This is a genomic window from Paenibacillus sp. FSL H7-0918, assembly GCF_038007025.1.
GTDB lineage: Bacteria > Bacillota > Bacilli > Paenibacillales > Paenibacillaceae > Paenibacillus_AQ > Paenibacillus_AQ odorifer.
In genome coordinates this window covers 751,216-765,020 of record NZ_JBBOWJ010000003.1, presented here as the reverse complement: position 1 = coordinate 765,020, position 13,805 = coordinate 751,216, and the positions used below count along the sequence as shown (strand labels likewise).

17 protein-coding genes and 1 pseudogene are annotated in these 13,805 nt (G+C 38.3%); 16 read left to right on the top strand and 2 right to left on the bottom strand.

The features are described 5' to 3' along the window. The first annotated feature begins 1 nt into the window (after window position 1). On the top strand, window positions 2–475 hold the full coding sequence (locus MHI15_RS23230) for a GNAT family N-acetyltransferase (protein ID WP_341164933.1): 474 nt from the start codon (window positions 2–4) through the stop codon (window positions 473–475). 63 nt (window positions 476–538) lie between these two features. Here the strand turns inward: MHI15_RS23230 and MHI15_RS23225 are convergent, their stop codons facing one another. Continuing rightward, complete coding sequence (locus MHI15_RS23225) at window positions 539–1,033, bottom strand: hypothetical protein (RefSeq protein ID WP_280752851.1); 495 nt, start codon at window positions 1,031–1,033, stop codon at window positions 539–541. A 170-nt stretch (window positions 1,034–1,203) separates the two neighbouring features. On the opposite strand from MHI15_RS23225, the gene MHI15_RS23220 reads away from it, so the two are divergent. From MHI15_RS23220 to MHI15_RS23185, 8 genes and pseudogenes are all read left to right on the top strand, one after another. Further along, on the top strand, window positions 1,204–2,070 hold the full coding sequence (locus MHI15_RS23220; protein ID WP_340398056.1) for a S66 family peptidase: 867 nt from the start codon (window positions 1,204–1,206) through the stop codon (window positions 2,068–2,070). A gap of 121 nt (window positions 2,071–2,191) precedes the next feature. Continuing rightward, on the top strand, window positions 2,192–2,719 hold the full coding sequence (locus MHI15_RS23215) for a ClbS/DfsB family four-helix bundle protein (protein WP_076278990.1): 528 nt from the start codon (window positions 2,192–2,194) through the stop codon (window positions 2,717–2,719). 15 nt (window positions 2,720–2,734) lie between these two features. Further along, window positions 2,735–3,250 carry a TlpA family protein disulfide reductase gene (locus MHI15_RS23210; RefSeq protein WP_076129307.1) on the top strand — a complete coding sequence of 172 codons (516 nt, stop codon included), beginning with the start codon at window positions 2,735–2,737 and terminating at the stop codon, window positions 3,248–3,250. 10 nt (window positions 3,251–3,260) lie between these two features. Beyond that, window positions 3,261–3,764: a GNAT family N-acetyltransferase gene (locus MHI15_RS23205; RefSeq protein WP_076129308.1), complete on the top strand. Its 504-nt coding sequence runs from the start codon at window positions 3,261–3,263 to the stop codon at window positions 3,762–3,764. A 332-nt stretch (window positions 3,765–4,096) separates the two neighbouring features. After that, window positions 4,097–4,537: a hypothetical protein gene (locus MHI15_RS23200; protein ID WP_175618980.1), complete on the top strand. Its 441-nt coding sequence runs from the start codon at window positions 4,097–4,099 to the stop codon at window positions 4,535–4,537. Next, window positions 4,504–5,313, top strand: coding sequence for a DUF5071 domain-containing protein (locus MHI15_RS23195; RefSeq protein ID WP_256716092.1), 810 nt, complete (start codon window positions 4,504–4,506; stop codon window positions 5,311–5,313). Before MHI15_RS23200 ends, MHI15_RS23195 begins: the two co-directional genes overlap by 34 nt. A gap of 43 nt (window positions 5,314–5,356) precedes the next feature. Further along, window positions 5,357–5,683 (top strand): annotated as a pseudogene (locus MHI15_RS23190) (PhzF family phenazine biosynthesis protein); the annotation flags it as partial. 14 nt (window positions 5,684–5,697) lie between these two features. Further along, window positions 5,698–5,913: a sulfurtransferase TusA family protein gene (locus tag MHI15_RS23185; RefSeq protein ID WP_076129310.1), complete on the top strand. Its 216-nt coding sequence runs from the start codon at window positions 5,698–5,700 to the stop codon at window positions 5,911–5,913. A 2-nt stretch (window positions 5,914–5,915) separates the two neighbouring features. On the opposite strand, the gene MHI15_RS23180 is transcribed toward MHI15_RS23185, so the two are convergent. Then, the gene (locus MHI15_RS23180) at window positions 5,916–6,800 is read right to left on the bottom strand and encodes a LysR family transcriptional regulator (protein ID WP_341164932.1); all 885 of its coding nucleotides are present in this window, start codon (window positions 6,798–6,800) and stop codon (window positions 5,916–5,918) included. Window positions 6,801–6,973: 173 nt separating this feature from the next. Here MHI15_RS23180 and MHI15_RS23175 point away from each other — a divergent pair, with 173 nt between their 5' ends. From MHI15_RS23175 to MHI15_RS23145, 7 genes are all read left to right on the top strand, one after another. Continuing rightward, window positions 6,974–7,663, top strand: a complete 690-nt coding sequence (locus MHI15_RS23175) for a YeeE/YedE thiosulfate transporter family protein (protein ID WP_076129312.1) — start codon at window positions 6,974–6,976, stop codon at window positions 7,661–7,663. A 66-nt stretch (window positions 7,664–7,729) separates the two neighbouring features. After that, on the top strand, window positions 7,730–7,957 hold the full coding sequence (locus MHI15_RS23170) for a sulfurtransferase TusA family protein (protein ID WP_076129313.1): 228 nt from the start codon (window positions 7,730–7,732) through the stop codon (window positions 7,955–7,957). A 22-nt stretch (window positions 7,958–7,979) separates the two neighbouring features. Beyond that, on the top strand, window positions 7,980–8,540 hold the full coding sequence (locus MHI15_RS23165) for a YeeE/YedE thiosulfate transporter family protein (RefSeq protein ID WP_232061338.1): 561 nt from the start codon (window positions 7,980–7,982) through the stop codon (window positions 8,538–8,540). A gap of 84 nt (window positions 8,541–8,624) precedes the next feature. Next, window positions 8,625–9,845 (top strand): FAD-dependent oxidoreductase, encoded by a 1,221-nt coding sequence (locus MHI15_RS23160; RefSeq protein ID WP_341164931.1) that lies wholly within the window; start codon window positions 8,625–8,627, stop codon window positions 9,843–9,845. 244 nt (window positions 9,846–10,089) lie between these two features. Then, a complete protein-coding gene (locus MHI15_RS23155) occupies window positions 10,090–11,058 on the top strand; it encodes an ABC transporter permease (RefSeq protein ID WP_076129315.1) in 969 nt (322 codons plus the stop codon). A gap of 29 nt (window positions 11,059–11,087) precedes the next feature. After that, entirely contained in the window at window positions 11,088–11,984 is an 897-nt protein-coding gene (locus MHI15_RS23150) for a carbohydrate ABC transporter permease (protein WP_036678249.1), read from the top strand. A gap of 72 nt (window positions 11,985–12,056) precedes the next feature. Then, on the top strand, window positions 12,057–13,742 hold the full coding sequence (locus tag MHI15_RS23145) for an extracellular solute-binding protein (RefSeq protein ID WP_175617374.1): 1,686 nt from the start codon (window positions 12,057–12,059) through the stop codon (window positions 13,740–13,742). Window positions 13,743–13,805: the final 63 nt, after the last annotated feature.

The window sequence follows — 13,805 nt, the reverse complement described above, 5'->3', positions numbered from 1 at the left end:
AATGAATATTAGAGCTTACCGAGAATCGGATCTTAGTCAAATTGTCTCATTGTTCTACGAAACAGTTCATTCCGTAAACAAACAAGACTACTCACAGGAACAGCTGGATGCTTGGGCACCTAAAGAGGAAGAGGCACTTAAGCTTAATACTTGGAGAGCTTCTTTACGTCAAAATATCACTTATGTAGCCGAAATTGATAATATTATTGTGGGCTTTTCTGATATGACAGCAGAAGGACATTTGGATCGATTATATGTTCACAAAGATTACCAAGGGCAAGGTGTAGCCTCTGCATTGGTGAATAAGTTTGAATTGAAAGCAAAAGAACAGGGTCTTTATGAAATGGATACCGAAGCAAGCATCACTGCTAAACCTTTTTTTGAACGATTGGGGTACCAGGTTATTGCGAAACAAAGTATAGAACGAAAAGGTGTTTTGTTGGTCAATTATAGGATGAACAAAAAAATAATGTAATTCAAAAAAAGCAGGTTGCTCATTAGAGCAGTCTGCTTTTTATGATAAGAAGGATATTCAAATTCACCCATCAATCAAGTTCATTAATGCTACAGTATCAAATCGATCCCCTTGCACTAACCATTTACCGTCCACATCAAAGAGAGTCAATATACCTTCCAAAGGTACACGTTTACTTTCTTTGTCATCCTTATCCAATAAAACAAGATCCACCGTATATTTTAACTCGACAATATCCTTTTTTTGTTCGGAAAGGTTGAATTTTAGGTTTTCCGGTTTTAAAGAAAGCTTTTGTGTATCAGCGATTTTAAATGGGATAGTTGTAATTCGGTTCGCTATAGCCTTTTCGGAAAAGTATTCTGTAAAATACGGTTTCATCTCTTCATTTCGCGCAAGAATGGATTCATCAGACATTAAATCCTCAGAAGCCTTGACGGTATATTCTATATTTTTATATTTCTCTGCGGCTTTAGTAGCATCATCTACTTCTGAACTACATCCCATAATTAACGCCAGGGATAATAATATCATGCTTAATATCAACGGTGATTTACGCATTAGTACACCCCCAATGTATTTGATCTTGCATTATTATACTTATATTACCATGTTGTGGTTTCATAATTTCAAGAAGAAAATGATTCAAATCCCTAAATATGGTATGGTGTAAATATGATCGTAAATTTGAGGAGATTAAACTAAAAAGTAGAATCGAAAGGATTATTAAAATGAACACAACCTTAAAATTTACTCACGGGAATAAAGTAGGACTGATTGCTTGTTCAGATGGTGTGAGAGTAGAAAACCTAGCAAAAGTAGAGGAATTAAAAAGAGTTTTGCATTCATTTGGACTCCATGTAGTGGTGGCTAATACTTTGTTTAGAAAAGAGGGTTATTTCAGCGGCAATCCCATGGAAAGAGCAGTGGAGCTGAATCAACTATTTAAAAATACTGAAATTAGCGCGATATTCGATATTTCAGGTGGGGATTCTGCCAATCAGATCTTAGAGTACATAGACTATGAAAGTATCCGAATGACCCCCAAACCCTTTTTTGGAATGAGTGATTTGTCAGTTATTTTGAACGCTTTATTTACGCAAAATAATTCGAAATCGTATCATTATCAGTTGATGAATTTAGTGTCTTCTGATGGGGCGGAGCAGCAAAGGGCTTTTTATCGAACATTCTTCGAGGGTCAAAACGATCTTTACGATTTCCGGTATCATTGGGTTCGTGGTAACCAGATGAGCGGGATAGTAATCGGGGGAAATATTCGCTGTTTTTTGAAGCTGGCAGGGACAAGCTATTTTCCGGATCCTTGTGACAAAATATTATTGTTGGAGAGTTTAAGTGGCAGAGCTAACAAAATAGTCTCCTTTTTTGCTCAGCTACAACAATTGAAATATTTTGATGCTTGTGCTGGATTGATTCTAGGCTCGTTTTCAGAACTTGAGAACTTTAATGAATTCCCGATAGTAGAAGAGTATGTGAAGGAAATTAGCCATTCCGCCTCCATTCCTATTATAAAGACAGCCGAGCTTGGGCATGGCAGTAACAGTAAGTGTATTGTTGTGGGTGATAAAATCACTTTGTAAAATTCTTTATCAAATTCCTCTTGCCAGAGAACTTGGAAATGGAGCATATTTATTGAAATCAGAGCGAGTACATAATACGTTTGTAAAGTAATTTAAAAAAGTGTTTTAAAGGAGGGGTATGATGTCTACACAAGATTATCTATCAAAAGAAGAATTGAAAGATGCGATTCATATTGCCTATCAGTCTCTTGATCATGAATTTGATGGCATTGAGCACTCCCAAAGAGACAATCGTATGGAAGGGGTTGATCGTACCCCAGCAGAAATCATTGCTTATCAATTGGGCTGGTTGAATCTTATTATGAAATGGGATAAGGATGAAAAAGCAGGGTTAACCGTTATTACACCTTCACCAGATTATAAATGGAATCAACTTGGCGGATTATATCAATCGTTTTATCATACATATGCTGCCTACTCATTAGATGAGTTAAGATCTTTATTTCAAGAGACAGAACATCAGTGGCAGAACTGGATTGATTCTTTAAGTGATGAAGAACTTTTTACGCAAGGCGTGCGGAAATGGACAGGAAACAATCCAAGATGGCCAATGGTCAAATGGATTCATATTAATTCAGTAGCACCGTTTAAGACTTTTCGTTCTAAGATTCGCAAATGGAAAAAGCTTAATGTAACTAAGGAAGTATAAAAGGACGGATGATTTTTGAAGAAAATATCTATTATTGTAAGTACATTTATATTTTTGATTGCATTAAGCTCGATTATATTTGTCGTAGTAAACAACTCTTCTAAACCTATTAAGAGTCCTGATAACATTGAACTAAAAGAGTTGGCGAATGGAAACAAAATACAAGTGGACTTCTCGGAGAAACCCACTATATTCGTGTTTTTCACCTCATGGTGTCCATATTGTAATGACGACGCTCCTAAGATTGTCTCATTGTATGAGAAATATAAAAATAGAGTGAACATATACGGAATCAATTTGCTTTATCAAGATGATCTTTCTGATGTAAAACAATACGTGGCGGATTACAACATTAAGTATCCCGTTCTCCTAGATGAGACAGGTGATCTCCATAAACAATTTGGTGAACAAGCTTTTCCTGCGTTGTTTTTTATAAACTCTGATGGCAAGGTCATGGATCAAATTATTGGCTCGACTGATTTTGACGCAATTGAGAGTTCGTTTAAGATTTTCATTAAAAACTATGATTAAGGAGGTTGAAATGAATACGATCCATTTAGAGGTTTTTGCAGCAAAAGATCAATCGGATGTAGATATATTTTGGGGACTTTTTAATAGTTACATTAATGAATTATCTCTCCACGTATCTATGGGCGATGATTTTGACCTGGATTACTTTTATTCAGACGAGTATAGAGAGATCATTGAAGAGCTAAGAACAAGAGATATAAATCCTTTAAATTTGTTTCTTATACATAAGGACGGTTCTGTGCTTGGATTTTTAATGTATGTTACTTATTTTGATGAGGGTGGAAAGTGTTTTTTAATGGAGTATTATATTGAACCTACGTATCGGAATTTAGGGTATGGTGAATTTGCCTATTCAATGGTCGAAAAACATGTTTATGCAGACGGTGCAAAGTATATCGAGTTAACCCCGACTAATGATGCAAATGAAAGGTTTTGGCGCAGTGTGGGGTATATGAAATCAACGGATATGGATGAGGATCATAAATACATTTATCGGAAATCACTTTGTATCTAAACCGTAAGGAGTTAATCCCTATGATCAAAAAAAGAAAGAAACTCATAATCATCACCGCATTTCTTTCATTTTTGCTTCTGATGCTGATTGTTGTCTATATGATAAATCCTCAACCTTTTATGTAGAACCAGATTTTTCAGAGGTCACAACAACGATACTTTTGAACGATATTGATCCAGACGGATTTAACGCGGATGTGATCGCCCATTCAGAAATTAATAGATGGTTTGGAATCTTTGTCAGGTTTAGTGGAGCTTATTGATGGATTAAATAATGGAAAAGATTTCAAAACAATCTATAAATCAATCGAATCCCAAAGCTAGGAGGTTGAGATGAAGAAATTCATTATTGTAATTCTAGCCATAATTGCTTTATTGCCATTACATGCGGTCTCCGCGGATTGGGCCGGTTCGTTTGTTGTTTATTCAGGTGACATCTACGAAATATCAGACGATGAACTCATCCCCTCCGAAGAAATCGATAAGAAGATAGGGCATGTAACTAAATATTCCGATGAGGAAGGCACGTACAGGGGAAATTTCTCGAATATTTATCCTAAAGGTACGCCCTACTACTCAATTATCAATACGGATCCAAAAGATTACATTGCTATTAAGACCCAAGAGGATATCTTTGTAAAAGCTTATAATAAAGGCCATTATCCCAATGATGAATTGGTTAAAAAAACGATTTGGATGTATTTCTTATTGGGGACATCGGTTATCGTCTTATTAATAATTTGGATAATGAAGCGGAAGAAAGCAGTGTTGTAGCTAGAACGGCGTGGTGGAAAATTCAAGTTCAAAGGGTGAATCTAGTGGAAGAAGCATCTAGTCTAATCAAAAAATTATCATGGCACACACGCGAAGAGGAAAAGGAAGATGCAATTAATAAGCTTCAATATATAAAGGATGAAGCTTTGCATTTATTAGTACAACCTATATCAAAAGACTATTGGGATGGAGCGGCTGAAACAGTCATACGTTTAGGATATCCACGTGTGAAAAGCATATTGCCGGGTTTGCTTGAATGGATACAAGATTTAAATTGGCCAGGTGCGGGGGAAATAGCTGATTTTTTACTTGAAATAGGGGATCCGATGATTCCATATGTTAAAGATGTACTAAATCAACACAGCGATGATCAAGAATGGGTGTATTGGATTTTCGAAAAATTAATTGATCATTGGAACACGAAACAAGTCCAACAGATACAAGCAGAATTAATTAAGATTTCACAGGAAAAAGCCAATGACCTATCGGCATTAAGAATCTTATTAACTCACGGTATATACGCAAAAGATGTGGTCTGTGAAATAATCCAGCACAAAAAAGATGTCCTTGTATTTGAACTCAAGGAACTTCATGATACTCATCTTGAAATTGATTGTGAAGCTCTTCATAAAGAATTCTTAAATCAGCAGCCTAATGTAATTAAACAGTTTTATGAGCACAATAAAGACCGTTTTTATATATGTAATGCGATATCTAACCGCCAAGAAGTTTTAAGAGAAATAGAAATTTTTACTGCTGAGTTTCTCACTTCGTGAAGTTATCAAGCTTTATTGAAATAAATTGAAAGGAGACTAACCAATGAACAACATAAAAGTACTTCATTATGATGCTTTTTCTCCTTATCCCAACAAAGGAAATCCAGCTGGTGTAGTATTAGATGCGGCTCATTTGAGCGAAAGTGACATGCAAGCGATAGCTCATAAGGTCGGTTTTAACGAAACAGTTTTTGTAGTCTCATCAGATGTAGCTGATTTAAGGCTTAAGTATTTTACGCCAGCCCATGAGATCAATCTTTGTGGACATGCTACAATGGCATCTTTATTTGCTTTAAAAACAAAGGGGATCCTTGGTGAGGCTGGCTCGATAAAGATCGAAACAAACGTGGGGGTGCTACCCATTCAATTCAGTATGGTAACTTCATGATTGAAATTGATTGTCTGGGAGAAATCTGTCCAGTACCAGTAATGATGTTAAAAAAACATCAAAAAGCCATTCAAAATGGCGAACAGGTGATGCTGGTTACTGATCATAGCTGCGCAAAAGTTTCCATCACGGATTACTGTCGTGGTTCAAATTTGAAATGTACCATCCAAGAAGTTATTAATGGGGTATGGGAGATTACGATTGAGATATAAGTTCAACACAATGTATCAATCAATGTCTTTTCTATATAACGAATTAATTGTTTCGTATCATTGTCACAACGCTGATTATGTTTTTTTACCATGTAGACATCGTTATTTACTTGGAACTGATCAATATGAATAATCTTGAGTTGTTTACTATACAACTCTTTTTTTATGCACATATAAGGCAGAAAGGCAACACCATGTCCTCTAATTGCAGCAAGCTTTACCGCCTCAAGGGAGTCCAGATTAAACAGTATGTTTAATTTAAGCTCACTCGCAGATATGTTATTTAAAGCCCTTTGCACACAATGAAGCTGTGAGGACCAGATTAACGGATATTTAGGGAGCTCATTCAGTGTGATTTTATCAGGACAAACGGTCGTACTGCTTGCCACTAGCATAACTTGATCAGAAAACACCATATTGGAGCTTAATTCAGATTTCGGGGAAGGTCCGGAAATAAAGCCAACATCACCTTCTTCAAGAAGCAAACGTTCTTCTACTAGTGACGATGCCCCTTCGTTTAGAGTGATATGGCAATTTGGAAAATGCTTTTTTACCTCATATAAGGTGCATGGCAGGGCATAATTACAGACTTCTGGAATCGCATAAATAGACAGCTCATGTTGTGTTGGCTGTAAATGATTGATCTCTGTGACCATATCATCATACAATTTACAGATTTGCTCCGCATACTTCTCTGCTATAATCCCTGCTTCTGTTAGGCTGGCCCCTTTATTACTTCTCACAAAAAGCTCAGAACCCAAGGTATTCTCCCAGGATTTCAACTGCTGACTCAGTGCGGATTGGGTGATATGAGATTTCTGAGCGGCTTTAGATATACTTTTTAACGAAGCAATATCTAAAAATAATTTAAGCGTTTCCATATTCATACTTATTCCTCCTGTTGCCCGCTGTTAGTGCAAACTATAGCATACTTGATTTCGCTCCATCTGTGCCATTAGTAACACTTATACAGCATAAAGAAAGCAGATAACCACAGCGCAAATAAGTATGTTACTATTTTCACATAGTCAATTACATAAAACGATGGAGGTGTTAGACTATGGGGCAAACCGTAAGTCCCGAAACGAAATCAATCCGAACCAGAGCTCCTAGAAAACCTAAAAAGAGTCAGTTGCCCATCGCGTTGCTGGTCACAGTTCTCATTATTGGGTTTGGTTTTTTCCTAGACCATTCCCACGATAAAATGGTTGTCTACCTGCTTTTCGGTATTTCGTTTGGCGTTATTTTGCAAAGATCACGTTTCTGTTTTACTGCATCACTTAGAGATCCATGTATTACAGGCAGCACATCGGTAACAAGAGCTGTACTGATAGCATTTTCTCTCGCTACGATCGGATTTACAGCCATAAAGTATCCAGCATTCCTGGAAGGTAAACCGATTCCTGGGATGGATAATGTGGGTCAAATCAGTTTTGCTTTGATAATTGGCGCAGTATTATTCGGAATTGGCATGGTTATTGCAGGGGGTTGCGCTTCGGGTACATTGATGCGTGTAGGTGAAGGATTCACGATGCAGATGTTGTCACTTGTGTTTTTTGTCATTGGGTCACTTTGGGGATCACATGATATGGGTTGGTGGAGAGCTAACGTTATAAAGGATGCACCCACTGTATTTTTACCAGACGTCTTTGGTTGGCTTGGAGCACTAGTTGTTCAGTTCCTGATCATTCTTCTGTTGTACATCGCTGCAGTTAAATGGCAAGAGAAAAAGATGGGAAGCGCAGATTAGTTTAAGTTATTACGTGAATATTTTCACTATTAGGAATTTTAAAAAATATAAAAGGTGGTTTTTAAGATGGCTGAATTTACACTTGATTGCCTGGGAGAAGCTTGTCCGGTACCGTTAATGAGAACAGAAAAGAAAATGACTGAACTAAATGTTGGAGACGTTCTAGTTGTTGCTATTGATCATAGCTGCGCAATGAAAAACGTACCAGAATGGGCGAGAAAACAGGGACATAATGTGGAAATCGAAGAGGTCGATGATGGCGAGTGGGAAGTTGTTATTGAGAAGGTAAAATAGGATCGCTAAGTAGGAAAGGACGGTGAATGAAACGGTGAACGAATTCTGGTTGAAGATATCGTCTAACCGCTTTTACAAGCAATTGCTCAAAGAACCGTTTACTTATGTAACTGGAGCTGTACTTCTCGCTGTGTTCGCTACAGCACATCTGGCTGTTTTCTCAAAAGGATGGGGAGTAACCAGCGCCTTCGCGGACTGGGGAGCTTGGGCGTATCGACTGGTAGGAGGAAATGTAGATAACTGGGCTTACTTTAGTACGGAGAAAGCTCAAAAAACATTATCTTCCGGATTTTTGAATGATGGTGGGTCTATTCGAAATGTAGGGATTATCTTAGGTGCATTAGCAGCGACATTGTTTGCTTCCGAGTTCAAGCTTAAGAAAATTAAGTCCAAAAAGCAGGTAGTGGCGGCTGTACTTGGTGGGTTGCTCATGGGGTACGGAGCTAGATTGGCTAATGGATGTAATATAGGTGCATTATTTACGGCTATAGCTTCTTTATCGCTTTCAGGCTGGATTTTTGGATTGTTCCTGCTGGTTGGTGCATTTATAGGCAGTAAATTATTGGCCAAATTCTTTATGTAAAAGTGAAATAGACTGAGCTTATAGTGCTGACGAGAGTCAGCCTATTTTATTGAAATCATAGTCTACACAGGAGGGTCAATTGAAATGGAAAAGAAGACAGAACAGTATGATGTCGTCATTATTGGTGGCGGGGCTGCTGGATTAACAGCAGGGATCTATTGTGGACGAGCAAAATTGAAGACACTTCTTTTGGAAAAATCGCTGGTAGGCGGTCTTGCGACTTATACTAATGAAATAGAAAATTATCCTGGTTTTCCTGAAGGAACGACCGGAACAGATCTTATGGGATTATTTCATAAACAAGCCAAAAAATTTGGTGTTGATTTCAAAATGACAGATGTCAAATCTGTCTCGGTAGCGGAAGAGATTAAAGTAGTGGAAACCTTTCGGGTTCGATATGAATGTAAAGTCATTATCATAGCCAGTGGAGGAAAACCAAGAATTACAGGTGCAGCTAATGAAGATATGTTCTTATATGATAAAGGGATTTCCTTTTGTGCAACCTGTGACGCTGCGGCAAATACGGGGAAAACAGTTATGGTCGTTGGCAGTGGTGATGCAGCTATTGAGGAAGGGATGTTTCTGACTAAGTTTGCAGATAAAGTGATCGTATCTGTCATGCATGATCATGGGAAAATGGATTGTAATGAAATTGCCAAAACGCAGGCACTAGAAAACCCTAAAATGGAATTCATGTGGAATACGGTGGTAAGTTCTTTCGAAGGTGAGGAACGTTTGAATTCCGTCGTCCTGAAAAATTTAAAATCTAATGAACTGCAAAGCGTTAAGGTCGATTCATGTTTCTTATTTATTGGATACACCCCGAACACAGAAGTTTTATCAGGGGTAGTAGACTTAAATCGTAATGGATATGTACTTATTAATGAGAAAATGGAAACGAATATACCTGGGGTCTTTGCAGCAGGAGATGTGTGCGATAAATTTCTAAAACAAGTTGCTACCGCTGTTGGCGATGGTGCCATTGCAGGGTATGGTGCAGAGAAGTATATCTCTGAATGTGAGGTGTATGAGCATCAAATTCTGAATCAAGGCAAAGCATCTGTTGTTTATTTATGGAATGCCACAGATCCATCCTGTCGGGAGTTATTGCCTTTAATTGAGGGATTTGAGCAATCCCATTCGGATGTCAGGGTCACAAAGGTAGATGTATATAAGTCACCCGGACTTGCTGCCAAGCTAGGGATAGATTCATTTCCTTCTATTGTTTATCTGGATAATGGGAAGGTCCAAAAAGTAATTTCTGAAAAGATAAATGAAGAAATACTGAGGACTCTTGCTAATTAAGGAGAAAGTCAAAGACACATGCAGATGTTATCTCTGCATGTGTCTTTTTTTAATCAAGCTTAAGGAATATGAGACGAGCTAATGCAAGAAAGTGTCAAAGTATCAATAATAGTTGTTTTGTCATATATTTTTGAAAGCGCTTAAACCTTATGATTATTTTATAAATGTTGCAACTATAGCGGAGGGAGAAAGGACATCAATTATCTGTACATATCTTCAAAATCATCACAAGGAGGATTCACTTATGGCGAACGCAAGCGTCGCACCAGACAAGAGATCCGGACCGAATCTCAACAAGCAACGAACTAGCGGGATCAGACGCTTTTTTAAGCAAATAGATCTACAGCTTATGGTATTGCCAGCACTTGTTCTAGTTTTTATTTTTGCCTATATCCCCATGTACGGGATTCTAATTGCATTCCAGGATTACAAGTTAGGGAATAGCTTTATTAGCAGTGACTGGGTTGGCTTAAAGCACTTTATTTACTTCTTTAATGCTCCTGAATTTGAAGTGGTTATGAAAAATACAATCATTATCAGCTTACTGAAGTTTTGTTTTGGGTTTCCTGCACCGATTATTTTGGCGTTAATGCTGAACGAAGTCCGTAAGATGTTCTTTAAACGGGTGATTCAGACCGTTACTTACTTGCCTCACTTCTTATCTTGGGTAGTTATCGGCTCAATGGTTACCTCGATGTTATCCGTAGATAACGGCAGTATAAATATGCTGCTTGAGAAATTGAAATTCATTGATGAACCGATCAACTTCCTTTCCATGACAGAATATTTCTGGGGCATTTTAGTTACAACCAATGTATGGAAAGAAATTGGATTTGCTTCAATCGTGTACTTAGCTGCCATTGCTGGTATTGACCCGCATTTATACGAAGCGGCTTCGATGGATGGTGCAAGTCGGTTTAAACAGATATATTTGATAACGTTGCCTTCAATTATGCCAGTTGTAATCATCTTTATGATTTTGGCAATCGGTAATCTGGTGAATGCAGGATTCGAAGATATTTTGATCCTAGCTTCCAATCCAGCTCTGCGAGAAGTGTCAGATTCAGTTGATGTATATGTTGTACGTGTCGGTATAGACAATTTCAGGTACTCCTATGCGACTGCTATCGGATTGTTCAAGGCCGTGATCAGCGTGACATTACTTACCTTTGCCAACTTCATTGCCAGAAGAGCAGGGAACAGCTTGTGGTAATGAATTACTCAATATAGGGGGACCAAACTATGAAACGTATTAATATAGGAGATCGAATATTTATAGGATTCATATATGTATTTTTGACCTTACTGGCATTTTCCGCTTTTTATCCATTTTGGAACTCACTTGTTATTTCCTTTAATGAGGGGATGGATACTTCGAAAGGTGGAGTTACTTTCTGGGTCCGTGAGTTCACGCTTGAGAATTATAAGATCGTTTTTGAAGATTCTCGTCTAATGGGTGGATTCGTCATTGCTACATTGCGGACAGTAATCGGTACAGTAACAGCGATACTGGCCACTTCGATATTCGCTTATGGAATGTCGAAGCGTGAACTGATGGGTCGCAAATACTACATGATTATGTGTATCATTACTATGTATTTCGGTGGGGGACTCATTCCGTCTTACATGCTTATCAGAAGTTTAGGTCTCTTCAACTCATTTTGGGTGTTTATAATTCCTGCACTGGTCAGCGTATGGAATATGATCATATTCCGGACCTTCTTTCAAGGCCTTCCACAAGGTTTAGAGGAGTCAGCAAAGATTGACGGTTGCGGATATTGGGGGACTTTTGTCCGCATCGTACTTCCTTTGTCGGGACCAGTTATAGCAACATTATCTTTGTTCACAGCAGTAAATCACTGGAATGAGTGGTTCGTAGCGAGTATTTACATTACGAAAGAGGAGTTAATGCCGATTCAGACCATCTTAAGACAGATATTGTTCTCTAATATTGCTTCAGAACAGCTGTCTAATGTAGATGCAAGCTCCATTGCTCATATTAACTCGGCAAAGAAAATAACCTCGAAGTCATTAACGATGGCTACGATCATGGTTGCAACCATTCCGATTGTATGTGTGTATCCATTCCTACAAAGATTCTTCGTTAAAGGGGTCTTGGTCGGATCATTGAAAGAGTAGGATGATAGAATGAGAATGGGTTTAGAGCGTATTGCTTTGAACATAGATTACAAATTGAAAGGGGAAAATACATTGAAGACTAAGAGAAAGATGCTTCTCGGTATGATGTCTACCTTGCTATTAACGACTTTGGTGGCGGGTTGTGGTGGCAACAATTCAAGCGCTCCGGCGGCAACTGCTGAACCAGAGAAAGAAGGAGGAACAGCGGTCAACACAGCAACTGAAGCACCTGCGGCTGATTTGTATGAATTAGGGAAAGAACCGCTTGAAGTCTCATTCTACGGAAATTACGGCTGGTATCAAATGCCGAAATGGGGCAAAGATGCTGCTTCTAAATGGATTTTAGATAATCTGAAGATCAATGTCACAGGAATTAGCTCTGGTGGTAATAACGCTCAAAAGCTGCAAACGATGATCGTTGGTAACGAGCTGCCGGATATTGTGTGGACCGAGAAAGGTGCTGACGTAGAACGTCTTCGCCAAGCGGATATGCTAGTTCCTTTGGATGAATATATTGATAAATATCCAAACTTTAAGAAATACTTAACAGCTGGACATTTGGAATTGCTTCGTTCCCCTGATGGGAAGATCTATCAGCTGCCGAATTATTATACAACTCAGCCAAACGGAAATGCCGGTTATGCTATTAATAAAAAGATTTACAAAGAGCTTGGTTCTCCTAAGCTAGAAACGACAGATGATTTGTATGCTTATTTAAATGCTGTTAAGGCGAAGTTCCCTGACGTTATTCCGTTCGAGACGGGTTTAGCGAGAGATGGTAACGGAATTGACCAGTTATTCTCCTCTTTTAAAGAGAGTAATCTGTCGTATACTAGAATATACGCCGTACCTGATGGCGACAAAATGGGTTCGATATACAAGGATGAAGGATTCCGTGAGTCAGTTGTATTTGCTGCTAAATTAATGCGTGAGAAGCTAATGACGCAGGATGCGAATACTCAAACAGAAGATCAAATTAGAGAGAAAGCGATGAATGGCAAGTTTGCTGTTATTGCGACTTTTGATCCAATGAAATTGCTCGCCACTGCTGATGAAGAGATGAAGAAGACGGATCCGGAAGCTGGATATATGTTTATTAAACCGATTTACAAAGCTGGTTTGGATCAAAGTAAGATTACTCCAGGAACGTATAATCAGTTAGGTTGGAACGTTGCTACAATCACTAAAAACGCTAAAAATCCAGAGGCTGTATTCGCTATGCTTGACTGGATGACAGGACCAGAAGGTTCTATGGTTCTTAACTGGGGACCTCCAGGACCAGAAGGGTATTGGGATGGATTTGAAGCAGATGGACTTACTCCTAAATTTAATAAAGATAAATATCTGAATGAGCCAGAAGCTCTGTCCGAAATTAACGGAAAAGCCGGTGACTTGGTATGGGTAGGTAATACTGTTTTCTTGGATAATACAAAGAAAATGATGTTGCAAACCCTTCCAGCTGACAAGATTGACTTTAGTAACCGTTGGCAGATGGAAGTAACTTGGGCTTCGCAAGGTGACTTTACGGAGTTCCTGAATTGGGATCCGGCTCCAGACAGTGAAGAAGGGATTATCAGACAAAGTGTCAGAGATATCTGGTTAACAGCAAGAGCAAAATCGATGTATGCGAAGACTGATGCAGAAGCATTAGCAATTCTTGATAAAGCACATGAAGATTCTATCAAGGTTGGCTATGAGAAATTCCTTGATTATGTAACAAAAGTATGGACAGAAAATAAGAAAGCTTTAGGTAAATAATAATTTGTAATACGAAGGTTTGCTATTTAGCAAGCCTTCGTTTTTACGTCCCATTTCTTGTAC

Coding starts and splice junctions, on each gene's coding strand:
- MHI15_RS23230 (WP_341164933.1), top strand. CDS start 2: ATGAATATTAGAGCTTACCGAGAATCGGATCTTAGTCAAATTGTCTCA.
- MHI15_RS23225 (WP_280752851.1), bottom strand. CDS start 1,033: ATGCGTAAATCACCGTTGATATTAAGCATGATATTATTATCCCTGGCG.
- MHI15_RS23220 (WP_340398056.1), top strand. CDS start 1,204: ATGAACACAACCTTAAAATTTACTCACGGGAATAAAGTAGGACTGATT.
- MHI15_RS23215 (WP_076278990.1), top strand. CDS start 2,192: ATGTCTACACAAGATTATCTATCAAAAGAAGAATTGAAAGATGCGATT.
- MHI15_RS23205 (WP_076129308.1), top strand. CDS start 3,261: ATGAATACGATCCATTTAGAGGTTTTTGCAGCAAAAGATCAATCGGAT.
- MHI15_RS23200 (WP_175618980.1), top strand. CDS start 4,097: ATGAAGAAATTCATTATTGTAATTCTAGCCATAATTGCTTTATTGCCA.
- MHI15_RS23185 (WP_076129310.1), top strand. CDS start 5,698: ATGATTGAAATTGATTGTCTGGGAGAAATCTGTCCAGTACCAGTAATG.
- MHI15_RS23180 (WP_341164932.1), bottom strand. CDS start 6,800: ATGAATATGGAAACGCTTAAATTATTTTTAGATATTGCTTCGTTAAAA.
- MHI15_RS23175 (WP_076129312.1), top strand. CDS start 6,974: ATGGGGCAAACCGTAAGTCCCGAAACGAAATCAATCCGAACCAGAGCT.
- MHI15_RS23170 (WP_076129313.1), top strand. CDS start 7,730: ATGGCTGAATTTACACTTGATTGCCTGGGAGAAGCTTGTCCGGTACCG.
- MHI15_RS23160 (WP_341164931.1), top strand. CDS start 8,625: ATGGAAAAGAAGACAGAACAGTATGATGTCGTCATTATTGGTGGCGGG.
- MHI15_RS23155 (WP_076129315.1), top strand. CDS start 10,090: ATGGCGAACGCAAGCGTCGCACCAGACAAGAGATCCGGACCGAATCTC.
- MHI15_RS23150 (WP_036678249.1), top strand. CDS start 11,088: ATGAAACGTATTAATATAGGAGATCGAATATTTATAGGATTCATATAT.